Consider the following 25,229-nt stretch of genomic DNA (forward strand, 5'->3'; position numbering starts at 1 on the left):
AGTTTTTCAAAAAAACCAAATAAATCTGATGCCGGGTAGACACCCGAGAGGTTCCCGCATCGCGATCGCCCTGCCGGCCGGCTGCTCCCTGTATACGAATAATGATTGCCTTCATCGAAATGTTTAAAATAAATCATTGTATATTCCGTTCCGGTGAACACCATGGAGATTAGTGCGCGAAACGTGTTTACGGGAACGGTCATATCAATCCAGTACGGCCAGATACTCGCCGAGCTTGTCATCGAACTCCCCGGCGGGCTGGAGATCACGTCGCTCATCACGAAAAAATCGGCAGAGCGGATGCATCTTGCCGAAGGCAGGAAAGTCTCGACTGTTATCAAAGCGTCGAACGTAATGGTGGCGCTGGACTAGGACATCCTGTGCCAAAGGACTGTTTGCCGGCCGACGTACATTCACTCCCCCAGCAGGGGGATGCCGCATTTGGGGCACGTCATCTGACGACAGGGCATGCCGGCAGTCTTTTGGGTCCGGTAACCACATGTGGGGCAGACGCATGCCGTCGGCGGATTGCCGCGGCGTCCCCTTCCCCCTCCGAAACGGCCATCAGGCATTTTCTTTCACCGCCGGAATATCTCCCCTCTCCGGCATAAGTGTTTGGCTGAGATATCTTCCGGGAGGGAGCGGCGGGATGCCGGAAAGGGGTGAGTGGAAAGAGGGGCGGGGGAAATGATGCTTTCCCCCCTCCGATAAGAAATTATGATCCGTCCGGCGCGACGACCCGGCCCATGAAGAGAATAGTCCCGGTCTCGTCATCCTGAATGAGGAAGAGGAATGGATGGTCCGCCCTGAATACGGGGGCCGGCCCGGCAATGCCCTTTCCAAGGATGACGGCCGTCGCGGCGGCGGCCTCGGTTCCCTCCTCGTTCACATCGAGACAGGCCTGGTGGATGACATCGGTGATGAAGAGGTCGCGGCTTCCGTCCAGCCCCGAGAAATCCGCGGCCGTGGTAAAGGCAGTCGGCATCCCCATCTCACTCAGTGTTTTCGGCAGGAAATACTTCGTTTCGAGCGTGAATTTCGGAAGCCAGACTCTGACACGGCGGGATGTCGCCGATTCCTGCCATGCTGCGAGGTTCTCTGCCGTGAGAGACCGCTCGATCACCGAAAGATCATCTCCTTTCGGAAGGAGAACGATCATGGAGAGTTTTGTTCCGCTTCCGTGTTCGTATGGCATTCCGAGAAGCTGGAGGTCGCCGCTTTCCGCATATCGGTACACGGCATTCTCATCGGTTCTTTCCATCATCGGCACCCTGACGGTGGTTCCCGACGCGGTGATGAAATCGGCTTCGCGGGTTTTGTTTTTGTCAAACTCAAACACCCAGTCGCCCCTGAAGTAGATCGCATTGGTGATCACGAGTCGTGTTTGCGGATCGATGGCATCGGGAGGAATCAATTCCCTGATTTTCTGCCCGGTCTCATTCTCAACCCAGGTGTTGATAATCTGCCGCGATTCGTCCGGGGCAGTAATAAAATCGAGGTTCGTGGTCTTTGCGCCGTACCAGGTTTCAGCCGTTGCGATATAGTCAGGGAGGAACCCATGTGTCTTTTCCGCCCACAATGCGTTTGCCGTGCGCAGGGTGTAGCTCGCGTCTCCGGTGTTCAGTCGTGCGTCCATGCCGGAGAATCCTTCTCTCAGTGTGGCGCTGTCGTCCGGGAAATGCAGGACAGAGCGTATTTCATCGGCGGTCGTGCCGCGGGCGCCCTCGGAGGTGATCGCACAGGCCGACGAAAGGGAAAACGGTGAGAAGAAGAGGTTGCTTTCCGAATATTCGGGATCCGCGGCCAGACGTGAATACAGATCGCAGGCAAAGCGGTTGCTGGCATCCGCCACCGTCTCCTCAGCCGGCGATGCGGATTCGGCACCGGGCTGCTCCTCCATCGTAGGGGGGACGGCGTCTGCCGGGGCCGTGCCGGTACACCCTGCACCGGCCATGCAGAGGATTGCGAGCGCCGCAAGGACACAAACACCGATGATTTTTGGCTCCATGGCCGAGTACTTGCATCCCCGATGAATTATATCTGGCGTTGGATGCGATTTTTTTCGAAGTTATTGTCGGGAAACGAAAGCCCCCGCAATTAAATGATGCCTGACATACCCATACCGAACACAAACGCTGTAATCACCACCAATACCACAATCAGGATACCGATAATCAGAAAAACAATCAGCTGTCCGACTATCGAATACGCCATAACAGCAAGTGCACGCTTCCAAAAGCTATCGGAGATTAACCAGCCTTTATAATTGTACGTATCCACATCACCATCTGACATGACAGGGGGATATGATCGTCCGTATATATGCCCTTATTTCATTGCGCGGATAAAATCCGCGAACATATCTTTTCGTCTTTCCCCGTCATCCGATCGAAGCAGCAGGCGTGTCAGCGTACCATGGATCATCCACCATGGTGATTACCCGTCGTTCATTCCTCCCAACGTTTCCCGGATGAGAGTGAAAGGGCCCAAAGATTATTGGGGGCGGATATGCCACGGAAGGGTATGAAGGAGCTGGAATCCTGTTGCCTGTGCGAGTGGCGGTGCAGCGTCGACCGCCTGCGGGGAGAACCCGGGGTATGCCGCATCGGACGTGCGGAGGTTGCGGCGACGATGTGCTCGGGATCGCTTGCCAGCTATATCGTCACCCTCCTCGGCTGCTGCTACCGGTGCCTTCACTGCAACGCATACCGGATCTCGCAGTACCCCGATCCCGGCTGGCGATACAGGGGCTATATGCCGCCGGAGGTGCTGGTTGCGGAGGCGCGTGAGCAAATCGCCGCCTTTTCCGGCCCCCGTATCCGTACGATCGGCTTTACGGGCGGGGACCCGATCATCCACCTCCCCTACATCGAAGAGGTGGCCGCCGAGGTGGAGCGGCAGGGGCTTTCCGCGGGGATCGGGATCTCGACCGGCGGATTTGCGACACCGGAGACGATGGCACGGATCGTGGACCTCTGCCGGGTGATCACCCTCGAGATCAAGGCATTTTCCGACCCCGTCCATCGTGCCCTTACCGGGGCGCCCTCGGGCCCCGTGCTCCGGAATGCGGATTATCTCGTGCGCGAGGGGCGGGACCGGATCCGGGTGTTCAGGACGGTTGTCATCCCCGGAATGACCGACGGGGAGGTGGACGACATCGCGGAGTTCATCGCCTCGCTCGACCCGACCGTACCCTACCGGCTCATCGGATTCAGGCCGAACAACGTCCTCTACTACCATCCCGGCCCGTCGCGTGACGAGATGGAACGGCTCTGCGGGGCCTGCCGTGAAGCGGGGCTTGACGATGTTGCATGGAGCGGTTATTACCCTGAGATGGTGCCTGACGGAGTCGCAGCCGAGGCGGAAAGGCTCGCCGACAGGTATGAGGGAAATCCGGCTGCAGCCCTGACCGCCGCCTATGCGGCTTTCTACGGATGCCCGACGCACCCCCGGAACTGCGGAGCATGCCCGCTCCGTGATCGCTGCCCCGCGACGCTCCGGGAGCCGTGGCGGGGGCGGTGACCGGCACATAGCCGGGCAGCAGGCTCCAAAGTACCCCTTTCCCCATTCCTTTCTTCTCCCATGTCTTCGCACGGCCGCTTCGTTTGCCCGTTTGCTTCAAGATGAAGCACACGCCATGACTATCTGCCGAGGGCATGACGGGATTGCCGGTTGAGTGAGGTAACTATGGACGCATCGTATTTTTACATCCAATTTTCCGTCTACAACACGGAATGGCTTTTTGTGAATATCCTCCTGTGGATTTTGCTCATGATCGCCACGGCGGCGGTGCTCGCACAACAGGGGAATGAACAATCTCATACCCTTATCAGAGGGGTTCTGGCCCTTGTCTTTCTCTGGAACGGCACCGTGTTCTTCTTTTCGTATATGACGCAGTCCGCGATTGCCGGCGGGATTCCTTTTGCATTGGTGGGGATCCTTTTTGCCGCCGACATCGTGCGGAAGAAGATCCGCATCGCCCTGCCCGCATCCGGCTGGCTTCGGTATGCCACGCTTGCCTGGTTTGTCTGGGCGCTCGGGCTGTACACGGTTGCCGGATGGCTTTCGGGGCACCCGTATCCCGGGGGGCCGCTGCCCGCCGCACCCTGCCCGGCTACGATGCTCGCCATCGCTCTCCTTTCAACATCGATGGGTACGCTCAGGACCGACCGGCTGTACTTTACGCTGCTATTTGCACTGCTCCTCTGGTGGGCATTCTTTGCAGGGATCTTCGCCCCGGCGCTCTATGGCTTCTATATAGATCTCACGCTGCTCGCCGCAGGCATATACGGTCTCGCGATGCTCCGGGCGCAGTCGAAAAAACCCGGCCATGCGGCATGAGGGGTGCGTCCGTATCGAGATCATGCACGGCAACCGGTTATCCACCCCGGTTTGCCGTTTTCACCTGATAATCAATCCTTCCAGAAGATCCTGCGGTCCCGGCCCGCTCCGGGGCCCGCGGCGCCTGATCTACGAACAAAATTCAGAATCGTAGAAAATTTCCGGAAAAAGACGGAGGGTAATACTGTTTCTATTATCCTCTATGCTGACTTCCCCTCTTTGACAGCAGATTTTCACTGCTTTTTCTCAGCCGGTTTTTTCAGGAGCACCGTCCGGCTGAACAGGACCCAAGGCCCTTTCTCCGGCACAAAACCAGCCGCCCGGGCGGCCGCCACTTCCCCCTCAAACTCCTGCTCGTCTACGTGATGCGACGGCTCGACGACAAGCATTCTTCCGCCGGGACGGAGTGCCGCGGCAATTTCCCCGAAGAAACGACCGGCGTCGGGCGTCTCGTGGACGACGTAGAAAGCAAGAACGAAGTCGAACGGGTCGGCTTTTCCGAGTTCGAGCGTCTCCGGGCGGGTTCTGTGAGTTTGGATCCGGGAGAGGATTCCTTCTTTCTCTGCCCGCTCCCGAAGCATCGCAAGCATCTCATCCTGCAGGTCGGCGGCGACGACGCACCCGGACTCGCCCACCATCCGGGCCATCGCCCGGGAAAAAAAGCCGGGTCCGCAGCCTACATCAAGCACCCTGTCTCCGGCACGGATGTAACGGCCGAGGATCCGTCCCGGCGACTGGATCAGTCGCCGGATCGGGTGATCGAGCATTCCGGCATGCGAGGCCGGACAGATGTCATGTTTGCCGGTCATGTCCTCTCCTCCGGTGCACGGGTGGCATGACGGCGCTCATCGAGCATCTCCCGGGTCACCTCATCGATTGCCTGAAAAACCGGAAAGAGCAGTTCGCAGGCTTTGGGATCCAGATCCCCGACACGCTCGTATATTCGCCGGTGAACCCATTCGTGCTCCGCTTCATGCCCGTGGAATGCAATCGTTCCCTCCGGTGTCAGACGGAGGCGGACCTCCTTTTCGTTGTCCGGCAGGCGGTATTTCTCGATGAGCCCTTTCCCGGCGAGTCTGCCTACCATCTGAGACGCAGCCCCGCGGCTGACGCCCATCATGGCCCCGAGTTCGGTCACGTTCATATCCGGGTGAAGACCGAGCGCCTGGATGGTGTGGATTTCGGATGGGTGAAGGAGCTGTCCCGTGCCGAAATCCGTCGGGATGGCCTCGATTTCGTTCATCCTGTTCATTGTCTTCATCCAGAGGGCGCACAACCGGCTGAAGGCCGTTTCATTTTCTGTGGGTTTTGCCATTTGATTACCTGCTATACAATATTGTATAGTAGCTTTACAATATAATGGTATCCCTGCTCCATGAAGATATGCGGGCAGGCGCCCCCGTCTTCGGCACGATCCTTCGTTCGCCGGTGCGGAGGAATAGACGGATAATGTCTCCCTGCCGTCGGTTTAAAGGGTGACAGGGTGGAGCCAGCCCGGCCGGGAAAAAAGGAGTGGCTGCCGGAGTTCTCTCACCCTCGACGCTCGCCCACTTCTTTCATGAGCCGGTCCATCCAGACCGGAACCCGCACGGCTTCCTGCGGGAACTGTGCCGGGACATAGGGCTTGATGTCGATGACGGGGCTGCCGTCGACGGCGTCGAGGCCGGAAACCTCCAGCACGTTTCTCCGGTGTGCGTGCAGCCGGACGACGGTCACAAGAACCGGATTGGGCCGTGCGGGGCTGCAGGTCGAAAAGAGCCCCGTCGCCGGGATATCCTTCCTGCCCATCGGGTGCACGCGGGTAAGCGCCCGGCTCTCTTCAGGCACTTTGTGGCCCCAGTACAGCACCATGAGGTGGGAATACTCCTCTATGCCTTCGAGCGCCCGGCTCACGTCATCCCGGAGGGTAATTTCGGAGATATCCTCCCGTGCGCTGCGGATCCTGGCCCTGTTCACGTCGGCTTCTCCCCGCATTGAAATGCCGTCCCCGTCGGCAACGAGGAAGGGTTCCTGTACGGTGTTGTGGATGATTCCCACGGGCCGGAGAACGATACGGGATAATTCGGGTAATGGTGCCGGGGGTTCGTGCATACTAAGGGTACTCCTGTGCTCTGCTTGCTGGATAGGTTCGCAATGGATGCACAAGAAGGTTCTTTTTCTGAATTCTGCCATATTCTTTGCTGGTGCAGGCTCTGCCGCAGTTCCGCTGAATGGTTCGCTCGCAGCGGTGACGCTGGGTGTAAAAACATGTCACCCGGGGGGGTATCGCAGCACATCCCCCACAAATCCGCAAAGGCCGGTTTAAATTTTTATTTAAAAAAGGAATGACACCGTGAATCGCCCTGCGTTATGTCCCCCACTCAGTGAAGAGTGCCCGCACATCTCCAAACCCGATCATGGAATTATTATCATAATCAAAACACTCACCCGGTTCATTGGCCGGGATCCACGCATCATAGTATTCGAAGAATGTACGAATATCACCGAAACTGAAAATACTGTCGCCGTTCACATCCTCGAAGAGCCCGTCCCCGTCGGGATCCTGCGGGAGGTTTGTATAGCCGGGGAGCGGGGAAAGGGCCGGGACGGCAGTGACGGTAATGTAATCCGTCTTGACTTCGTCATCGCTCCCGCCGGGCCCGGTGACGGTGAGTTTGACGGTGTATGTGCCGGATAGTGCGTACTCATGGTCAGGGCTCTCATCAGTGCTGTCTGTGGTGCCGTCGTTGTCAAAGTCCCATGCCAGGTGTGTGATGTACCCGGTCGAGGTGTCTGTAAACCGGACGGTGAGCGGCGCCTCACCGGACCGGGGCTCCGCCTCGAAATCGGCGACCGGTGCGGCATCAATGTATTCGATGATCAGGAAGGCATGGCTTGCTGCCATCACGGGAGTCGAGCCGGAGGTGCTCCTGATGGCGGCTTCGTTCCCGGAAGGAAGCAGGGAAGTTACCACATCATGGGTATCAACAGCTACCTGCGTGATCCCGTTGTCCCACACACGGCTTGCAATGGTCGCTCCATTGAAGAGCAGGTCGCCTTCCGGTCCATTCCCGGACGGAACGAACGTGACAAGTTTTGCTGCGACCGCGTCTCCCGGATCGATTGTCATGCCGGAGAAGGGCACATATGCGGTTGCCTCCCCGGGCGTGGTTGCGTAGCCGGTCGCATCGGCACCAAGGAGATCGAACTCCTCGTTTAAGAAGATCTGTTTTCGTGTAGCGTCAGGATCAGCATATACCACCGCGAGTGTGAGGCCGTACATGGCAACATTTGTATTCACATCGTCTTTGGAGATGACCGCACTGTTGCCTGAAGGATTGAACAGGCCCGTAACATCATACGTGAGCAGTCCGTAGTCGTGGTTCGGATAGCCTCCGAAATTGCTCCTGTCCTGGTAGTGGTTCTGGGGGGCCGCGGTAATTCCATTGAAGGTGATATCCAGATGGTCCGGAATCTGACTGGTGTCATCCCATGTATAGGGAACATAGAGGCGTGCTTCCTGTAGGGTTGCCCCTTCGGGAAGGGGGAGATCTCCGCTCGTCCAGGTAACGGTGTAGGAGGACCAGCCGCTTCTACCGATACCGCCGGCCATATAGGCACTGTCGCCGGACGAATGCAGGATCCCTCCCCTGAGGTCAAAGGTCTTCTTTGTCGTGACATCGCTGTCGTCCCAGTAGCGTTTGCCCTTGTAACCGTTGAACTTCACCGTCTTGGCCGTGCCGGCTTTGGCATTGTTCGCCTCATCCGTTTCGGAGACCATGTCGTCCGGGTCCACGATGGCAGTGTACGTGACGATCCCCCCTTCTGTTGTCCGAATGGTGGGATCGATCACATATACGGGCACGATTGCACCTGCGGCAATCGCCGGCACGATTTCACGTACATCAACTCCATCGGTTGATGTGAGTCGGACCTCGGTTTCGGGAGAGAACTCCAGACCGTTGTTCTTTACGTTGATCCGTACCCGGTTCGGCTCCTTTGCAAAGACGTTGCCGGTGTCCGGGTTCACCAGTGAGGGGGTGAGGTCGCAGGCCGGAGCAGCGGTAACGGTGATGTAATCGACCTTGATTTCCTCGTCGCTGCCACACGAATTTGACGCAGTGAGTTTCACCGTACAGGTGCCGGCATTGTAGTACGTGTGGATGGGGTTCCGATCAGAACTATCGACCGTGCCGTCGGTATCGAAGTCCCATGCCCACGAGGTCGGGGTGTTGGTGGAGAGATCCGTGAAGTGGACGGTGAGAGGAGCCGTGCCGGAGATCGTGTCCGCCGTAAAGCCGGCAACCGGAATGTCCACCGGCGGTTCTCCCTCCATTACCACCTCGAGCGTGGCGAGCGGGATCTTATAGAAGGATGCATTCCGATCATAAGTGAGGTCATTGACATCGCCCGTGAGTACCTGAGAGGTGACATTCCATGTATTGGTTCCGAAGTACACGCCCTGATAATTTCCATCCGGCGGATCGGCGGGGATCGCATCACCGTTCCAGGCATAGGTGCCGTCCGTGCTCGCGAGGTGGTTTACCAAAAGTGTTGCCGATTCAACCCTTCCCGATAATCCGGTGAGGTCGAAGGTCGTCATCCCGGCGTACGGATTCCCGGCATCATCAGTAAAGAAGGAGTCAACATCATGCCCCTGGTTCACCCAGTACCTTACCTTATCCGAATCGCCGTCGTTATAGGCAACGAAAAGCGTTAGCATCTTAATCCGGCCGTCGAAACTGCTATGGACCTTTGTGGTTGCTACCCGTGCTTTCGGTGCCCGCGAACTGATGAGGGATGTTACATTATACCACATCAGGTAGTCGCTCGTGACCCGGTTGCAGTGGTCGTTCACCACCACGGGCGTGGTGCCGCCGTCATATTCGTAGACATACTCGACGTTCAGCTCCTCCCTCCCCAGTGGTGTTTCGAAGGTGCCGTCCCCGTCCCCATCGAAAGAGACGGTTGCCCGGCCATCGTAGTTGCTCTGCATGGTCCCGCAATAGACCACAACGTACAGCCTGGCCCACGCAATATCGCTTGCGTCAGGAATATCGGAAAAAGTCTTATTCACCTCTGATCCGAAGAAATCAAGCGTTGCATCGACATAGAGACCCCCGGAAACAGTACCGGTTTGCACGGTTACCGGAGGGTCGCCACCAACATAATCGTCGGCCATGATGCCGGGCACCAGGCAGAGGAGGAGCAGTATTGCGACTGCCCCGTTTCTCACACCGGGTTTCCGGACGAATTTTTCACCTGTTATGATATCACCCCGTTTCACATCGGTATCGTGGATACGCGGAGTCTGACGGGATAAATCCCCCCATAGTGTACAGGTATGCTCCGGATTCCTGTCGGTAGATGTGCTTTCTCCGCTATAGTAACACGGATATGATCGGGGGTATGCCGCCATGAATCATAAATATTATGATATAAAATTTGATTAGCACTTTGTATAATCAATAAAACTATTTTTCATATTTGGTATGACGTAGTTGAGTATCACAATGTTAATGCCCCCCGGTGACCTGTATTCATCATGCATACCGCCCGGCTGGCTGCAATCCCCTGTATGCTTCTTGTGATTTTCCTGATCACGGCACCCTGTGCTGCGCTCTATGATTTCGAGGGTTTGGCGTTCCGGCCGGCAGCCCACGGCGAGGTCCGGGGTGTCGTGATCACGGCGGGGTCCTACGGCCTGACCGACCCGCCCGCCGAATGCACCATCACCCTTGACCGGGCCCCGGTGTGGGCACGGATCTACGGCGGGGTGTGGGGCGGAACCGAGAAGTACTCGGGCTGGGCGCAGTTTTCGGTCAACGGGTATTCCCTGGATCCCGTCACTCTGTATGGCGAGGATGATATGAACGTGGACGTCTACTGCAGCGGGCATGGCGTCTACTGGATAGTGCAGGACGCAACCGCTCTCCTCGGACCGGGCGAAAATACGGTCACCCTGTCTACCAGCAGGGGAGAGGCGGACAGCAGAATCGACGGCCGGCTCTACGGGGTCATGGTCGTGGCGGCGGTCGAGACCGGTGATGGCGACCTCGTCCGCTACGTGGTGCTCGAAGGCAACGAGAACCTCCACGGTGAAGGGTGGGCCGGTACCAATCCCACGAGAAAGGACCGGGTGGAGGTGCCTCTTGCCGGCATGGTCACCGACGACACGACAACGGCGGAACTCTCCGTGTTCCTGCTCGCCACCGCGAGAGGGCAGCCGGACTATCTGCTCTTCAACGGGGCCGATCTCGGGACCGCACCCCAAGACGAGACGTACCTGCCCGGCGCACTGGATATCGGGAACGAGCGGTCCTTCGATGCCGCCGGCGGCGCAGGCCTCGAGACCCGCTACGTCGATATGGAGTCTTTTGACGTTTCAGACGACCTGCAGCCCGAAAACCTTCTGGTCTTCGAGCGGGGCCGGGACCTCGACGGCGATGGAACAATCAGTACCGCCGGGGCAACCCCCGAGGGTGAAGACTACCTGCATCCCTGCCTTGCCGTCCTCACGATAACCCGGCCGGATTCGGTTTCCACTCCTTTGCTTTCCGTAAATTCCCTTCAGGTGGCAGACGCGTATGCAGGCGGGGAGGCGACTGTTGCCGCGACGGTGAGAAACACCGGCAGCCCGCCGGCGGGGCCCCTGACCGTGGAGGTCATGGTCGATGGACTGCCGCTCGAAAGCCGGCAGGTTTCCCTGCCCCCGGCAGGCTGGGTGCAGATCGCTGTTCCCTGGGAGCCGTCGGGAGGGCGGCATGAGGTTGCCGTCAGGGTATCGGCGGACGGGGCAGCGCCTGCAGAGGCCGGGATAAGCGTGCAGGTCGGCACGCCGGTCGACCTCGCCATCGCCATCGGCGACCCGGTGCGCCGCGGGGGTGCAGCGGAATCGGCAGTCAGCACTCCCGTCCCCCTTGCCGGGGGTGCCGCCGGCGTCGTGCTGGGCTGGTGGCTGTGCTGCCGGCGATCGCGGCTGTCCGGGCTGCTCCTTGTCGCAGCGGTTATGATTGCCGTGCTGGCAGTCCCGCTAGCCGCTGCCGATAACGGTGCATCCGGTCAGGTCATCTCCTACACCCTGCCGGTGGAGATCCGGAATGCAGGGGGAAGCGATGCTGCGGCATTTGACGTGGATGTCTTCCTCGATGGAGAGCGGGCGGCCCGGCTGACGGTCCCGGGCATTGCTCCGGGCGGGATAATCCGGGAACAGGTGCCGCTCCACACCTGGCCCGGTACCCATGAAATCACCGTCATTGCCGATGAAAAAGGAGTCCTGAATGATGTCGATCACAGCAATAACCGCGCTGACGGAAGTGTTCTGTTCCTGTAAGCCGCATGCAGGGTGCGCAATGGCTCTTGTCCTCCTGCTCTCCGCAGCGCCGGCAGCGGCGAGCTACGCGGGAGATCTGCCGCTCCAGGTCGTCTATTCCGCACGCCTGAACGGCAATTACCTCTTTTGCGAGGGCGACGGGGGCTATAGCGGCACCCTGACGCCGGGGAGCGTCTATACGGCATCCTTCTTCCGGGATATTCCGCCGGGGGGACAGGTCTTCTACGAACGGATCTACGTCTACTGGACGTGGAGCCGGCGTGACCAGACAGCATCGTACCCTGCCATGGAGGTGCGGCTTGACGGTTCCGACGGCCTCGTTCTCGAGCAGTCCGCCCGCTATGCGGACAGCAAGGGCTTTGCCAGCAAGAATGATTATTTTTCGGGGATGGACAGCTTCCTCCTCCCTTCCCCTGCCGATCAGGAGGTCACCGTTACGATAGCCAATACCGCCGCTGACGAATCCACCTTCATTATCCAGGGAACCGCACTCCTGGCGGTCTACGAGGATGCCGGTGAGCCCGAATCATCCATCTGGGTTGCCGAGGGGGGCGACCTCCTCTACCGCAGCTACGGCATACCCGAGGAGCTCGCCACCAGCCGGGTGGAATTTTCGGGACGGATCGACCTTTCCCGGGTGGCGTCGGCCCGGCTTTTTCTCCTGGCCCCTTCCGCCGGCTTTGCCCGCGAGGAGATCCCTGAAATGAACCAGCTCCGGCTGAATACCCCCGGAAGGGGAACGCTCCCCCCCCTCATCGAGCCGGTGATACAAATCCTCTTCCCCAATTACGAAGGCCGGACCTGGACCGATGTCTTTTCGGCAGACGAAAGCCGGCAAATCGGGACGGCATCGCGCGAACTGCGCCCCTTCCTCCGCTATTCCGACAATTTCATAGAAGTCCGCGACAATGGCGACTATTTCCAGCTCTGCAACGCCATCCTGCGGGTGGCATACCGGGAGGCAGAGGCATGACGCCGCTGATGGTGGAGACCCGGAACCTTTCGCGCAGCTATGCCGGCGGGGTGCATGCGCTGCGGGGGGTCGATCTGGCGATTGAAACCGGGGAATTTGTATCGCTGGTGGGAAGGAGCGGGAGCGGCAAGAGCACGCTCTTAAACATTATCGGGGGGCTGGACGCTCCGACCGGCGGAACCGTCCTCATTCAGGGACGGCCCCTTATGTATGCCGACCGGCGGGAGCTTGTCGGCCTCAGGAGGAGCACGATAGGGTTCATTTTCCAGCAGTTCAACCTCCTTCCTTCGCTCACCGCCCGCGAAAACGTCGAGTACCCCCTCCTGTTCAATTACCGGCGCCCGGACGAGCGGCGGGAAAAGGCACTGGCGCTTCTTGCAATGGTTGGCCTTGAAGGGCGTTCCTCCCATTATCCCGGTCAGCTCTCCGGCGGTGAGCAGCAGCGGGTGGCGATAGCGCGGGCGCTGGTTGCCGATCCACCCCTCATTCTCGCGGACGAGCCCACGGGGAACCTTGATTCGGCAACGAGCGAGGGGATCTTTTCTCTCCTCCGGCGCCTGAACCGTGAACAGGGCGTGACCCTGCTGGTGGTGACCCATGAACGGGAGCTCGGGTCCTACGCGGACCGGACCATCGAGATGCGCGACGGGCAGGTGGTGGCATGATCGCCCGCCTGCTGGAGTTTTTCCAGCTCGCCGTCCGCCAGCTCTCCCGCCGGAGAGTGCGGGTCGTTCTCACCGTTGCCGGCATTGCCATCGGCGTGGCAGCGCTCGTCGGAACCGTCGCCCTCGGGGAGGGGATACGCACCCAGGCGGTCGAGGCCATCCGGAGCCAGTCCGACCTGACCCTCATCGAGGCGCTGCCGGGAGTGGAGGGCATGACCGTGCAGCTCATTACCCCGACGCGGGCTTCTGCTGCAGGCGGCCTAGCAGGAGTCGATGCTTCCTCCCCCGTCGTGCGGGGAACGTGCGCCACCCGGGGCCAGACATATGTCCGGTTCGTAGGGATATCCTCGCCGGGACTCAAGACGGTACTCCACCCGGCCTATCTCAAGGGCAGCACCTTCGGAGCAGGATCGCGGGACGTGGTGCTCGGTGCAGCCCTCGGCGAAAAGCTCCAGCGCTACGAGGGCGTCCGCACCGGGGATCCGCTCGTCCTCATCCGGCGAACCTATGATGCCCGGGGAAGTCCGGTGGACGAGAAAGTGACGGTTGTTCCGGTCGGAATCCTTGAAGAGCGGGGCGATGAGTATGACCAGGTACTGCTGATGGACCTCGATCTGGCCCTCTCGCTCGGCGAAGACGACGAGGGGTACAGCGGGGTCCTTATCCGGGCCGAAGGACCGGAGCAGGTCTTTTCCGTCGCGGAAGGGCTCAGGGAGTTTGGCCTCTCGCCCCAGGGTTCGTTTGAACAGATCGAGGCCGTGAACCGGATGATGGACATGGTGGTCATCTTTCTGGGCATCTTCGCCGGGCTCTCCCTTGCCGTCGGCGGGCTGATGATTGCCAGCACCATGATCACTTCAGTCTACGAGAGAACGCGGGAGATTGGCATTGCCATGGCCGTCGGCGCTTCGGAACGGGATGTGATGGAGCTCATCCTTTCCGAATGTGCAGTGCTCGGGTGCATCGGGGGGGTCTGCGGCGATCTGCTGGGAGTGGGATTCGCTGCGATGCTGAACACGCTGGGAGGCCCGTTCCTGATCTCGCGATTCGGCGACGCCTTTGCAGGGCTTTTGGACACCGAGATCGCGCTGGTGACCTGGCCGCTCCTTCTGGCAGGCTTTGTCCTGGCGGTGGGGCTCTCCCTGCTTGCCGGGCTCTATCCGGCCTGGACAGCGTCATGCCTCAATCCGGTTGAAGCTATCAGATCAGGGAGATGAAACATGAATGCCATAGCTACCATGAAAAAGAGGAACTATATTCTCACCGCGCTTGCGGTCTGCATGCTTGTTGCCTGCATCGTACCTGCCGGCGCAATTGTAATCCCGCCGGAATCAGCCGGTGCCCTCGGGGCGGAGCTGATAGCCCTGACGGGGCCGGCATCATCATCAGGGGAATCCACGGCGGCATCGGGGTACCGCGGTTCGGTCCTGGAACTGTACCGGAAGGGGACGCTCCACGGCGAATTCTTTTCAACGGCGGCCAGCGGGTACACCGGGATGATCCTCTCCGGCCAGGAGAAGGTCTACGCGCTTCCCGATCCCGTGCCTGAAAAAGGCGTGATTGTACTCTCCCGCCTCTATCTCTATACGACGTGGAGCCACGACACCTCAGTACGGGAGGGTATTTCCGCCTCGCCGGCAGTCTTCTGGAACGGAAAGGAGCTCAAGGCCGATGCTGTCTACGAGGACCGGAAAGGCAGCGGGATCTATGACTATCCCGTGGAGACCTTTGCCTACGACGTAAGCAGCATCATCACGGCAGGCGAAGAGGCGGAGGTGAGGGTCGTAAACAGCGGGAGTGACGGGCATGAATTTGCGGCCTATGGTCTGCTGCTCCTTGCCGTCGTTGAAGATCCCGTTGCACCTCAAATAACCTACTGGATATGCGAAGGATCCGACATCATCTTCGCGGACTCAGGTTTCGGCACAACCGCCGCCGATGCCCGCACCAGCGTGGCTTTTACCGGCGACGCGGAGATCGCCGATCTCTCCGGTGCCAGCCTTCTCCTGGTCAGCACGGCTGCTTCCGGCCTGGAAAACGACCCGCATCAGGTTCTGTTCAACGGTGCGGCCTGGGATAATCCTCTCTCCGCCGGCTCCTCCGCTATCAGCATTGCCGATCTCGATGTGCTCTCCATGGTATCAGCCTCGGGAAACACGCTCGAGATCGCCAGCGTTCCGGTCTCGGGGGGAGGGGACTATATGGAGAACAGGAACGCCGTTCTGGTGCTGATCCAAGACGGTGCCGGTGAGGTGCCGTCGGCGGCAGGCTCCTCCGGGAATTTCTTCGAGTGGTTTATCGGTCGCATTTCGGCGTTGTTCGGGTTCTCTTAAACGGCTGAAATTCGACAGCGTCGAAATGATAGCGGAGGTTGGTGTCGTTGGAGGGGTGTGTACGGATGGAGTCACCCCGGTCCGGCGCGCCGCACCGCCCTATCCTCTCCGAAAACCGATTTCAAAAAAGACTCGTAATGAACCAATGCCCGGAGAATTTCAACCGATGACCGTCACGCACCCTACGACCTACGACAGCTGGCAAATATGATCGAGATCGGGAACCTCTCTGCATTCGCCAACTATCTAATACGGGCAACCGTGCTCATAACAGCAGGCATCATACTGGCAGGTATCATTGCCGAAACAGGGCTTTTTTCCCGTCTAAACAGGATATCACGCCCGCTTTGCCGGTTTTGCGGTCTCTCCGAGTCCTGCATGGTCTGCGTCTGTGCCATGGCGGTCAATGTGACCGCAGGAAAATCAATGCTGGCCGACTATTTTCGCAATGAACAAATCAGAAAAGAAGAGATCATTCCCGCACTCCTGATGGGTACGTTTCCGGCCGTTCTCGGCGAATCGCTGTTCCGGGTGCAGCTGCCCACAGCACTCGTCCTCCTCGGCCCGGTCATCGGGATGCTTCACACCTTCCTGAACCTCTTCTCAAGCTTTCTGCAGACGTTCGCCGCAGTTATCTTTTCACAGCTCTTTCTGCGCACGCATCATAACGGCCTCTGTCATCCTGTCGATGAACAGCCGTTATCGTTTTCAGCTTCCACTGTAAAAAAGGGCTTTTCCCGCGCTATACCCACTCTCTGGCGCGTTCTCCCGGCTACAGTGGCGGCAACGCTGGTCTTTTCCGTGCTCTGGAGCGTTGGCGGGATGGAGGCTGTCGCATCGATCTTCGACCCCATCCTTCGCCTTGTCGGTCTCCCCGGCGAAAGCAGCGCTGCGCTTGTCGCACAGTTCATTCATTTCTCGGCCGGGTATGCCATCGTCGGTTCGCTGATGATCGAAGGCGTGCTCGGCCTGAAGACTGCGCTGATAACGCTCATCATCGGGAGCATGATCATCATCACGAACATCTACATCAAATACACCGGGCCGCTGTACATCTCCCTTTTCGGCAGGTACGGTCTTCGCGTCACGCTGGTCACCTACAGCGCCAGCATGGCGGCAAAGGTGGTGACGATCGCTGTCGTCATGGCACTTGTCTGAGTCCGGCGAGGCTTAAAACGGTGCCGGGGGGTCGTGTCTCTGTCGTACCAGCAAGGCTCCACCCCACCACCTCCTTCGCAGGTGATATGCTGCCTGCACGCAGCAGGAGGGCTGTGCTGCGTGAAACGAAGGCATTGCCAGTACAGCCGCCATATCAATGGAAGTATTCTTCCTTTTTTGATGTGTTATGTAGGTACGATCTGGTGCAGAAGCGACGTTACCGCCACCGAATCGTGAGTCATGCCTATGTCCGACAGAAAGAAAAGATCTGAAAGAAAAAGGGCCGGCAACATGGATGAAATTGCCAGAACCGTCTTTGCCCCGGTATATCCTGTCATCGCCCGGACACTCATCGATCGCTTCGGCATTACCGAAGGAACCTGCATCGACATCGGCAGCGGGCCGGCATCGCTGGCCATCGCCGTTGCACGAACAACCCGCCTGTCGGTCATCGCTCTGGACGTTTCGCATCATATGCACGAGGTTGCCGTGCGGAACATCGCAGAGGCCGGACTTTCCGGCCGGATACACCTCCTCTACGGGGATGTGCACGCCATACCCCTTCCCGACGACACTGCGGACCTTATCATCAGCAGGGGATCCCTGTTCTTCTGGGATGATATTTATGCCGCCTTCCGGGAGATCTACCGTGTCCTCAAACCGGGCGGAAAGACCTACGTCGGCGGGGGTTTTGGTAACCGGGACTTGAGGGATTCGATTGCGGCCGAGATGATCCGCAGGAATCCCGACTGGCAAGAAATGAACCGGAAAAATATCTCCCCGGAGAACGCCGAGCGGTTCCGGGCTATGCTTGATGATATCGGTGTTCCGGTCTATGATATCATCTTCGGGGACGAGGGGTTCTGGATCGTCATCTCCAAGACGGCCGGCGGGGCGCTCCCCTGAGATGCATGGTCTGCGAAAAGGAGTGCGACATAGCCAAGGGAGTTTTGGCCGGTGCAGGATGTACGTCAACTGGAGAGAGTGCAATCCGTATGGGTGATCATTAGTGCTTTGCATACCTTTAACACTATTTTTCACGACCGGATGGTTATAGGTGGTTTTTATGAAAATTCCAATGATTATCGCTCTTCTTGCCGTGTGCATGCTCGCAACTCCTGTTCTGGGCGCGGTACCTGCCCTCGACTGGCAGACAACCTACGGTGTGGAATGTACGGAAAACGCGTTTGCCATGGTTCCCCTCGGGGGCGGCAAGATCCTGTTCTGCGGCGATACCGGAAAATGGGCCGTCAACACGCATCCCGGTGCAAAAGGTCAAAACGATCTCTGGCTTGCGGAAGTGGGCGACGACGGCAGCGAAATCTGGGATTACTGCTACGGCGGGACGGATGACGACAGCGGTAGATCGATCGCTGCGACCGCTGACGGCGGATGGATCATCGCCGGGTATACCGATTCCAACGATCTCGATGTGTCCGGCAATCACGGCGGCCGCGATGCATGGGTGGTGAAACTCAATCCCGACCGGACGATTGCGTGGCAACAGTGCCTTGGCGGCACCGAGAGCGACGTTGCACGGTATGTCATCCAGACCTCCGACGGCGGCTACCTCGTGACAGGAGTAACCGCATCTGAGGAGCTTACCGGCCACAACGGGTGGGAAGACGGGTTCGTGGCAAAACTCCTTCCCGACGGCACCCCCGACTGGTTCTACTGCTATGGCGGGGAAAATATCGACGGGCTGCTGGATGTCATTGAGACTTCCGGAGGCGGCTACCTCATCAGGGGATACACCGGCTCGGACGAGATTCCCGGCTATCATGGCTTCTGGGATCTCTGGATCCTGAAAATCACGCCGTCCGGCGCGCTTGACTGGGAACGGTGCTACGGCGGATCCGATCTCGATATCAACAACCTGTATGACCGGGGCTCCGGGCTCATCGAGTGTGCGGACGGCTATCTCGTGCTTGCCGATACGAAGTCCACCGACGGCGATGTGACGGGCGTCGTTCAGGGGGACGCCGATATCTGGATAGTCAAGATCGGATTCGACGGCACCATCCTCGGCCAGGCGACCCTTGGCGGGGAGGGATACGAGACCATCGGGACGATACGCCCGGTTTCCGGTGGCGGGTACATTCTCGTTGCAACGACCACGTCCAGCGGGGGCGATGTCTCCGGCAATCACGGCGATAAAGATATCTGGGTGGTCAGGCTTGCAGCCGATTATTCGATTGTCTGGCAGAAATGTCTCGGCGGGAGCCGCGATGAATACGGCTATGATGTCCTGGAGATGACGCCGGGAACCTTCGAGCTTGTCGGGGTTACCCAGTCCGATGACGGTGATGTCACCGGGTACGTGACACCCACGGGACTGATCCTTACCGATGCGTGGATCGTCCGGCTTGCGAATGACGGGGGAGGAGGTGTTCCCGTACCTGAGTTCCCGGGCATCCTCATCCCCGGTGCACTGCTCGGTGTTCTCGGCTGTACCGCCCTGCTTCTGCGGCGGCGGCCCTGAATCCCTCTCATTTTTTCAGGCCGGAAATCCACGAGCCGGCCAGATTCATTCTGCGAGTAGTTTATTATTATCCCCCGTATCGAAGAGCCGGGCTATGGCAGATAACGTCATGCTCGGGGTCCTCACGGCGGTGGCAGTCGTCGCCCCCCTGCCGGTCAGGACGTACGGCGGGAATTTTCTCAATATCATCCGTGCCGAGTACTGGGTGCCAGCCTCTCGCTCTTCCGGTTCCTGCTTCGGACGATTGTCATCTCGTTTTCATACTTTGGTCCCGGTCATGATCCGGCATGCGGGAAAACCTGTTATCGCCACCGGAAAAGCGAGGGCTGCAGTCACCGGGAGATCGGAATTTGACGGGTCTCCTCCGCCTTCTCACTTTCCTGACGAATCCGGTCAAGGTGTATCGTCATCATCTTTGCACTTCCTGTTCTCCCCAATTCGCAAAGGTAATCCATCTTTGACTACTTTTACCATACTTTTCGAATAAAATGTAATATAATGTAACAAATTTTTTATCTTTTCGCATCAGAACAGCATTCGCAGATCCCCGGTTCCCGAACCGTCATGGTGCGTGACACTTTCTGCGAGAGGAGTAGTTTATGATCCCGTCCCTCACCACCGTCTCCCTACGCCAGCTTCTTCCTGTTTGCGTCGCATGCATTATTGCGGCTCTGGTTTTCATTCCGGCCGCCGTCTCAGCCGACACCTATGTTGGCGGTATCCCGCTGACGACGGAAAAGATTGGCACGGTCTCCGGCGGCCTCTGGTTCAACTCGTTATATGGCACCGCCGGTCAGCCCGTTGGCCAGCCGAATACGGTGACCATGACATTCCTGCTCCCGGAGCACTCGGAAATCCGATGGGCACGTATTTATGTGGCTGTTTACTGCGGACATATGCAGAACAATTACGAAGGGACGGCACGGGTGAAACTTGACGGCAACGGTGACGGAAGCTTTGAAAGGACGCTTGGAACGGAAACATTGAATGTGGAATATTCGTTTCCCGGCGAAGGGGGGGTCGGTGCCGTCGCAGTGAACGACCACTGCAACCGGGTTACGAGCGACTATCTCATGTGGTACGATGTTACGGAGAACATCCATGGCGGAACCGTCGGTGTTGAGGTCTTTACCGATAAAAATCCGGGATACACCGGCTTTTTCGATGGCAGGATCAAGCTCATCACGCTTGTTGTCGCCTATGACGACGGGGATGCGGACGAAGTGCAATACTGGGTCAACCAGGGCCACGACGTGGATACCTATTACTCTGATGATTATCTCGGGGAAGATTACATCGGCGAGTGCATCTTTTCGGCAGGAAGCCTTCCCAACGACTGGGAATCTTCGGAGCTTTCCGTCGTCTACCTCGCAAGCGAGAACGGAAACTACAATTTCAACCTCGATGATCTCGGTGCGGCATCCCCGCAGGGAGGGTATGCCGGTTCGCAGACCTGGGATGTCACCGACAGCGTCGCCGGTTCGGGCGATAATATCCTGACATATTCCCGGTCCTTACAGTTCTACAAAATCCCACTCGCAATGCTGACGATTTCGTATCAGGGAGCACAGAAGGGCTCCCTTTCCGTCACCTCCAGCCCTGCGGGCGCTGCAATCCTCCTTGATGATGAAGAGACCGGCCAGGCCACGAATGCCACCCTCGGGGAACTACCGGCAGGCGATCACGTCGTGACGGTGGCTATGGAGGGCTATTACGAGCCGGATGAAGTGCTCGTGACGGTGGAGGCAGGTGGCACAACCACGGTTCACTTCACGCTCGAACCCATTATCGGCAGCATTCACGTCGATTCAGACCCGGCAGGTGCGGATATCTATCTCGATGCCGTGCAGCAGGACGAAAAAACCGGGGCGACGCTTGAGGGTGTGGTTATCGGCGAACATACTGTAATGGTCAGGAAATCCGGATATACCGACGCTTCTGAGACGGTTTTCGTCGAGGAGGGGGAAACGGCGGAGGTATCGTTCGAACTTTCCCCCGTTGCCTCCCGGAGTGCGGGCGACGCATCCGCCGACCGGCCCGGCTATTCGGGTACGGCCCTCGCCCTCTACCGGACTGATACACTCTGCGGAGGCGTATCCCTCGTTAATGTGAGCGGATACTCCGGCCTTCTCAAACCTGAAGAGACAAGGGAGTATACATTCCCGGTCACCGTTCCGTCCTCCGGAACCATTGAAGTCGGACGCCTGTTCATCTACTCGGCTCAGGGGCATAACACCGAAACCAGGAGCGGTGTTATTCCGCATATCCAGGTTTCTGTCAATGGAAAAAGTACTCCCGCGGCCTCGAGATACACCGATCAAAAAGACGAAGAAGAGTATGAGTATATTCTCGCCACCGACTGCTTTGATCTCACCGACAGTCTCAATGCACCCGGGGAGATCCGGATTACGGTACGGAACGCGGGAACGGGGGATGAAACGTTCGCCCTGCATGGAGCGGTGCTTGCCGTCGTCTACCGGGATGAAAACAGCCCCCGCATTACCTACTGGCTCTATGAAGGATGCGATGCCATCCTCGCGTCTCCGGAATTCGGCACGACATCGGAAAGCGCAACAACGACCGTCTCGATTTCTGATACCATAAATACTTCTGCCATCTGCAGCGCCAGGCTGATCGCCATCGCCTCTGCGGCATCCGGAACCGAGACCGGGGAAAACCTCGTTTCGTTCAACGGCTGGGAATGGTTCAACCTGTTGCGAGGGGATTCGTCGGGGATCAGCAGAGCCGACCTTGATGTCAAACCGTACCTCAGCCGCTCCGACAATATCGTAGCGATCCGGAGCTACAATACCGGCACACAGGGTGATTATCTCGAAAGCAGGAATATCTTCCTTGTTCTGAATCAGGAAGATGAGGGGGCCCCTCCCGTCGATACTCTCAATCAGTCAGCGGCGGGAACCGTACCGCAGGACCGCACGCAGACAGGCGGGAGCGACACGCACCGTATGGCGTACGCGCTTTCGCTTGCGAACGGAGGTACTGCGGCACAGTATATCGTGCTGCCCGACGGAAGCCTCACGCTGTATATCAGGGAAGGGACCGAGATCCGCGACAGCACCGGCGGCATGATCGGAACGCTCGGAATATCCCGTCCGGAGCCCGGTAGCGCCGGGGCTGGAAATGCCACCGGCTGGATATACCGCATCAGCCCCGACGATGCAATGTCGGACATCCCGATGGTCCTGACCGCGCCCGTCAATGCGTCCGGTCATGAGGATGTTCCCGGCGATTCCCTCTCGTTTGCCCGGTACAATCCGGGGACCGGCCTCCAGGAATGGATCGCTACGACATACGATAAGGAATCGGGCGTCCTATCATGTGAGATAACCCGTGCCGGGGTGTATGCGCTCTACGGAGGGGAGGCCGGAGCACCGGGTGATGCGGATAAATCCGGCCTTTCGGGAAATCCACTCTTCTCCATGCTTATGGCCGTATGGAACAGCCTGTTTGGCTCTCTTTTCGGACCCTCACCTGCACAGGACAATGGCGTGGGTGTTTTACCCCCTGATGTTGCGGGTGTGCTGTCCGAGCTTGTCATCGAGACGGCAGAGACGACGGAGAATAGTACAAGCGCATTGTACAGTCTTTCCATAAGGTCGAATCCGCCCGGGGCCCTCATTTTCCTCGACGGGACATATCTTGGGAAGACGACACCCGCAACAACAGGGCCTCTGGAGGCCGGAGAGTACCGCATTCGTCTCGACCTGGAGGGATTCCGGCCGGCCGAGCAGGATATCATCCTCACGGAGGACACGTGCATTGATCTCGACCTCTCCCCCCGCGACGGTCCGTATCTGAACCGGCTGAAGTACGATATGATCGATCAGATCCCCGAAGTGAGTGTCGTTGGCGGCGTGCGCGTCGAATCGGTTCCCAGCGGTGCCGAAATATATATCGACAGCAGAAACGTGGGTTTTACCACCCCGAAAGTAATCTACGGGCTGAAAGAAGGCATTCATACGATCAAGGTCAAGAAGGCGGGGGCGCTTGTGGAGGAGGGAAAACTTGTTGCCTGGACGGCGTCGGAAAGCGTGTGGATTTATCCGGACGCCATCACCCCCGTGCAGTTCCTGCAGGGAGTCCCCGTGCCGCCGGTAAGGACGGTCACGATCGATTCGGATGACTATTCGGGGAAGATGTTCTCGATCTGCGGAAAATATCCCGCCGGTATAATCCCGCAGGATATGCAGATCCGGGAGACAAATCCCTTTATCACGATCGAGAATGACGGGACCTATCAGTCATACCGGCTCGATAACGCGGAGGACGGAACAAGCATGAAGATTCAGCCGGAATCGCAGGATTTTGGTGCTATCAGCGTGGAATCAGTGCCTTCCGGTGCTGATATCTTTCTGGACGGCTTTCCCACGGGCTACTGCACCCCCTATAGTATCGGAAACGTTTCGGAAGGTCCTCACAGCATCATGGTGTCGAAGCTGGGATATCTTCCCGCTGAAAATGATCTCTGGCTCGTCCCGGGGCACGCCGATGCGGACGCCGCGGTGCGTTTCATCCTCGATTCGTATTCCTATGGTTCTATCTGGGTGAATAGTACCCCCGCAGGAGCAAAGATATACCTGTACGGCCGGGACACCGGTGCGATTACCCCGTACCTGTTTTCTTTTCTGGAGATCGGCACATACGATCTCAAGCTGAAGAGGGACCGGGCCTCCGAAAGCATCGAGGGAATTTTAGTTTCTCCCTACGAGCTCCGGCGCCTTGCCGTGAATATTACGGATCAATAATCTCCTTTTCCCGGCTGAAAACGGGCTTGCCGGGAGGATAGTGCATGCCGGAGGGGAAATCTCCGGGAAAGGCCGGGAGTGGCGGTTCTTGTTGCCGGTGGTGGAGCTACCGGGGTGCGTGGGATCCCTTGCTGTTGCAGGAGGGTGCTGTGTGGCGTCGTTTCACGCTCTTATCAGTGGAATGCCTGATTTCCGTCAGCTCCAGAGAGGGTCGTCGCCGAACCGCTCCATCCAGTATTCGCCGGGAGTCTTCCCCAGGGTGGCTTTGATGTCATCGAGACGGAACGAGAACCGGTGATTCGTGCAGTAGTCAAGGAGGAGTTCATATGCCCCGTTGAGGGTGGCGGCTCTCTGGTGGGAGGATGGCGGGTCACTTTTTGCCGCATCCGGGTGCCATTCTTTCATCAGCTCACGATAGCGGTGGCGTATCTCGTTCAGACTGGCCCCCCCGGTAATCCCGAGAACCTCCGCTGCCTCCCTGACGGCCATGGCAGTATGTGTGTTCATTGTTCATCCGATACGGCGGGACGGAGAAAAAAAGTTACCGCGGTAGTCTGATCCTGTACTTTTTCGCGCTTGCGGCAGATACGGGTGCAGGGAGAATTCACAGGTCCCATGACAGAGGAGATCTTCGAGCGGTATGCCGGGGAATATGATGCCTGGTATGATGTGCACCGGAGCGTCTATCACGCAGAACTGGCCCGCATTCAGAGCGTCCTCCCTCCGGTCGATGCCCGGAGCGTTGAAGTCGGCGTGGGATCCGGGAGGTTCGCCGGCCCGCTCGGGATCCGGCTGGGCATCGAACCCTCGCGGGCACTCGGCGGGATGGCATACCGGAGGGGAATCGATGTCATCCGCGGCCGTGCGGAAAGCCTTCCCCTCCGGGATAACTCGTGTTCGCTGGCGCTTCTCGTGACCGTTCTCTGTTTCCTTGACGATCCACACGGGGCGCTTGCCGAACTATACAGGATTGTCGTCCCGGGGGGCGCCCTCGTCATCGGCTTCCTCGAACGCGACGGTCCGGTCGTGCGGACGTACCTCCGCGAGGGGGAGAAGGGGCGTTTTCTCTCCCATGCCCGTTTTTTCTCGTCCGATGAGGTTCGGGGGCTCCTCCGGCAGGCCGGATTTTCCGTGCTTTCGGGGGATTCCCGGCAGGGATTCGGTGTTTTCGTGGCGAAGAAGGACTGAAGGGAACATTA

The 25,229-nt window shown here is 58.6% G+C and carries 20 protein-coding genes; 13 read left to right on the top strand and 7 right to left on the bottom strand.

The window, feature by feature from the left end; all coding sequences use genetic code 11:
- Nucleotides 1-162 precede the first annotated feature (162 nt).
- A complete protein-coding gene (locus APR53_02925; protein KQC04696.1) occupies nucleotides 163-372 on the top strand; it encodes a transporter in 210 nt (69 codons plus the stop codon).
- Nucleotides 373-715: 343 nt separating this feature from the next.
- Here the strand turns inward: APR53_02925 and APR53_02930 are convergent, their stop codons facing one another.
- Together APR53_02930 and APR53_02935 are read right to left on the bottom strand one after the other, a co-directional pair.
- Nucleotides 716-2,008 (bottom strand): proteinase IV, encoded by a 1,293-nt coding sequence (locus APR53_02930; protein ID KQC04697.1) that lies wholly within the window; start codon nucleotides 2,006-2,008, stop codon nucleotides 716-718.
- 89 nt (nucleotides 2,009-2,097) lie between these two features.
- Nucleotides 2,098-2,295 (bottom strand): hypothetical protein, encoded by a 198-nt coding sequence (locus tag APR53_02935; protein ID KQC04698.1) that lies wholly within the window; start codon nucleotides 2,293-2,295, stop codon nucleotides 2,098-2,100.
- Nucleotides 2,296-2,523: 228 nt separating this feature from the next.
- On the opposite strand from APR53_02935, the gene APR53_02940 reads away from it, so the two are divergent.
- Nucleotides 2,524-3,522 (top strand): hypothetical protein, encoded by a 999-nt coding sequence (locus tag APR53_02940; GenBank protein ID KQC04699.1) that lies wholly within the window; start codon nucleotides 2,524-2,526, stop codon nucleotides 3,520-3,522.
- 165 nt (nucleotides 3,523-3,687) lie between these two features.
- Complete coding sequence (locus APR53_02945) at nucleotides 3,688-4,341, top strand: hypothetical protein (protein KQC04700.1); 654 nt, start codon at nucleotides 3,688-3,690, stop codon at nucleotides 4,339-4,341.
- Between the two features lie 233 nt (nucleotides 4,342-4,574).
- Here the strand turns inward: APR53_02945 and APR53_02950 are convergent, their stop codons facing one another.
- The 4 genes from APR53_02950 to APR53_02965 all read right to left on the bottom strand — a co-directional run bounded on the left by APR53_02950 (nucleotide 4,575) and on the right by APR53_02965 (nucleotide 9,607).
- A complete protein-coding gene (locus APR53_02950; GenBank protein ID KQC04701.1) occupies nucleotides 4,575-5,150 on the bottom strand; it encodes a hypothetical protein in 576 nt (191 codons plus the stop codon).
- A complete protein-coding gene (locus tag APR53_02955; protein ID KQC04702.1) occupies nucleotides 5,147-5,656 on the bottom strand; it encodes a hypothetical protein in 510 nt (169 codons plus the stop codon). Before APR53_02955 ends, APR53_02950 begins: the two co-directional genes overlap by 4 nt.
- Nucleotides 5,657-5,871: 215 nt before the next feature.
- Nucleotides 5,872-6,432 (bottom strand): tRNA-Thr(GGU) m(6)t(6)A37 methyltransferase TsaA, encoded by a 561-nt coding sequence (locus tag APR53_02960; GenBank protein ID KQC04703.1) that lies wholly within the window; start codon nucleotides 6,430-6,432, stop codon nucleotides 5,872-5,874.
- A gap of 256 nt (nucleotides 6,433-6,688) precedes the next feature.
- Nucleotides 6,689-9,607, bottom strand: a complete 2,919-nt coding sequence (locus tag APR53_02965) for a hypothetical protein (protein KQC04704.1) — start codon at nucleotides 9,605-9,607, stop codon at nucleotides 6,689-6,691.
- Nucleotides 9,608-9,865: 258 nt separating this feature from the next.
- Here APR53_02965 and APR53_02970 point away from each other — a divergent pair, with 258 nt between their 5' ends.
- The 9 genes from APR53_02970 (at nucleotide 9,866) to APR53_03010 (ending at nucleotide 24,030) form a co-directional block, all read left to right on the top strand.
- A complete protein-coding gene (locus APR53_02970; protein ID KQC04705.1) occupies nucleotides 9,866-11,653 on the top strand; it encodes a hypothetical protein in 1,788 nt (595 codons plus the stop codon).
- A 19-nt stretch (nucleotides 11,654-11,672) separates the two neighbouring features.
- Entirely contained in the window at nucleotides 11,673-12,626 is a 954-nt protein-coding gene (locus tag APR53_02975) for a hypothetical protein (protein KQC04706.1), read from the top strand.
- Complete coding sequence (locus APR53_02980) at nucleotides 12,623-13,291, top strand: ABC transporter ATP-binding protein (GenBank protein KQC04707.1); 669 nt, start codon at nucleotides 12,623-12,625, stop codon at nucleotides 13,289-13,291. Before APR53_02975 ends, APR53_02980 begins: the two co-directional genes overlap by 4 nt.
- Entirely contained in the window at nucleotides 13,288-14,508 is a 1,221-nt protein-coding gene (locus APR53_02985; protein ID KQC04708.1) for an ABC transporter permease, read from the top strand. Before APR53_02980 ends, APR53_02985 begins: the two co-directional genes overlap by 4 nt.
- Before the next feature lie 21 nt (nucleotides 14,509-14,529).
- A complete protein-coding gene (locus tag APR53_02990) occupies nucleotides 14,530-15,624 on the top strand; it encodes a hypothetical protein (protein KQC04709.1) in 1,095 nt (364 codons plus the stop codon).
- A gap of 207 nt (nucleotides 15,625-15,831) precedes the next feature.
- On the top strand, nucleotides 15,832-16,782 hold the full coding sequence (locus APR53_02995; protein KQC04710.1) for a nucleoside recognition protein: 951 nt from the start codon (nucleotides 15,832-15,834) through the stop codon (nucleotides 16,780-16,782).
- Between the two features lie 246 nt (nucleotides 16,783-17,028).
- Nucleotides 17,029-17,688 (top strand): methyltransferase, encoded by a 660-nt coding sequence (locus tag APR53_03000; GenBank protein ID KQC04711.1) that lies wholly within the window; start codon nucleotides 17,029-17,031, stop codon nucleotides 17,686-17,688.
- A gap of 172 nt (nucleotides 17,689-17,860) precedes the next feature.
- Nucleotides 17,861-19,264, top strand: a complete 1,404-nt coding sequence (locus APR53_03005) for a hypothetical protein (GenBank protein ID KQC04712.1) — start codon at nucleotides 17,861-17,863, stop codon at nucleotides 19,262-19,264.
- Between the two features lie 599 nt (nucleotides 19,265-19,863).
- Nucleotides 19,864-24,030 (top strand): hypothetical protein, encoded by a 4,167-nt coding sequence (locus APR53_03010; GenBank protein KQC04713.1) that lies wholly within the window; start codon nucleotides 19,864-19,866, stop codon nucleotides 24,028-24,030.
- 195 nt (nucleotides 24,031-24,225) lie between these two features.
- Here APR53_03010 and APR53_03015 read toward each other — a convergent pair whose 3' ends face one another.
- Nucleotides 24,226-24,537 carry a molecular chaperone DnaJ gene (locus APR53_03015; protein KQC04714.1) on the bottom strand — a complete coding sequence of 104 codons (312 nt, stop codon included), beginning with the start codon at nucleotides 24,535-24,537 and terminating at the stop codon, nucleotides 24,226-24,228.
- Between the two features lie 108 nt (nucleotides 24,538-24,645).
- Here APR53_03015 and APR53_03020 point away from each other — a divergent pair, with 108 nt between their 5' ends.
- Nucleotides 24,646-25,218, top strand: coding sequence for a methyltransferase type 11 (locus APR53_03020; GenBank protein KQC04715.1), 573 nt, complete (start codon nucleotides 24,646-24,648; stop codon nucleotides 25,216-25,218).
- The last annotated feature ends 11 nt before the right edge of the window (nucleotides 25,219-25,229 follow it).

It is taken from the genome of Methanoculleus sp. SDB, from assembly GCA_001412355.1.
In the GTDB taxonomy this organism is placed as follows: domain Archaea; phylum Halobacteriota; class Methanomicrobia; order Methanomicrobiales; family Methanomicrobiaceae; genus LKUD01.

Excerpts from the sequence above, each read along its gene's own strand:
- APR53_02925 (KQC04696.1), top strand. The coding sequence starts at position 163 with ATGGAGATTAGTGCGCGAAACGTGTTTACGGGAACGGTCATATCAATC.
- APR53_02930 (KQC04697.1), bottom strand. The coding sequence starts at position 2,008 with ATGGAGCCAAAAATCATCGGTGTTTGTGTCCTTGCGGCGCTCGCAATC.
- APR53_02935 (KQC04698.1), bottom strand. The coding sequence starts at position 2,295 with ATGTCAGATGGTGATGTGGATACGTACAATTATAAAGGCTGGTTAATC.
- APR53_02940 (KQC04699.1), top strand. The coding sequence starts at position 2,524 with ATGAAGGAGCTGGAATCCTGTTGCCTGTGCGAGTGGCGGTGCAGCGTC.
- APR53_02945 (KQC04700.1), top strand. The coding sequence starts at position 3,688 with ATGGACGCATCGTATTTTTACATCCAATTTTCCGTCTACAACACGGAA.
- APR53_02950 (KQC04701.1), bottom strand. The coding sequence starts at position 5,150 with ATGACCGGCAAACATGACATCTGTCCGGCCTCGCATGCCGGAATGCTC.
- APR53_02955 (KQC04702.1), bottom strand. The coding sequence starts at position 5,656 with ATGGCAAAACCCACAGAAAATGAAACGGCCTTCAGCCGGTTGTGCGCC.
- APR53_02960 (KQC04703.1), bottom strand. The coding sequence starts at position 6,432 with ATGCACGAACCCCCGGCACCATTACCCGAATTATCCCGTATCGTTCTC.
- APR53_02970 (KQC04705.1), top strand. The coding sequence starts at position 9,866 with ATGCATACCGCCCGGCTGGCTGCAATCCCCTGTATGCTTCTTGTGATT.
- APR53_02975 (KQC04706.1), top strand. The coding sequence starts at position 11,673 with ATGGCTCTTGTCCTCCTGCTCTCCGCAGCGCCGGCAGCGGCGAGCTAC.
- APR53_02980 (KQC04707.1), top strand. The coding sequence starts at position 12,623 with ATGACGCCGCTGATGGTGGAGACCCGGAACCTTTCGCGCAGCTATGCC.
- APR53_02985 (KQC04708.1), top strand. The coding sequence starts at position 13,288 with ATGATCGCCCGCCTGCTGGAGTTTTTCCAGCTCGCCGTCCGCCAGCTC.
- APR53_02990 (KQC04709.1), top strand. The coding sequence starts at position 14,530 with ATGAAAAAGAGGAACTATATTCTCACCGCGCTTGCGGTCTGCATGCTT.
- APR53_02995 (KQC04710.1), top strand. The coding sequence starts at position 15,832 with ATGATCGAGATCGGGAACCTCTCTGCATTCGCCAACTATCTAATACGG.
- APR53_03000 (KQC04711.1), top strand. The coding sequence starts at position 17,029 with ATGTCCGACAGAAAGAAAAGATCTGAAAGAAAAAGGGCCGGCAACATG.
- APR53_03005 (KQC04712.1), top strand. The coding sequence starts at position 17,861 with ATGATTATCGCTCTTCTTGCCGTGTGCATGCTCGCAACTCCTGTTCTG.
- APR53_03010 (KQC04713.1), top strand. The coding sequence starts at position 19,864 with ATGATCCCGTCCCTCACCACCGTCTCCCTACGCCAGCTTCTTCCTGTT.
- APR53_03015 (KQC04714.1), bottom strand. The coding sequence starts at position 24,537 with ATGAACACACATACTGCCATGGCCGTCAGGGAGGCAGCGGAGGTTCTC.
- APR53_03020 (KQC04715.1), top strand. The coding sequence starts at position 24,646 with ATGACAGAGGAGATCTTCGAGCGGTATGCCGGGGAATATGATGCCTGG.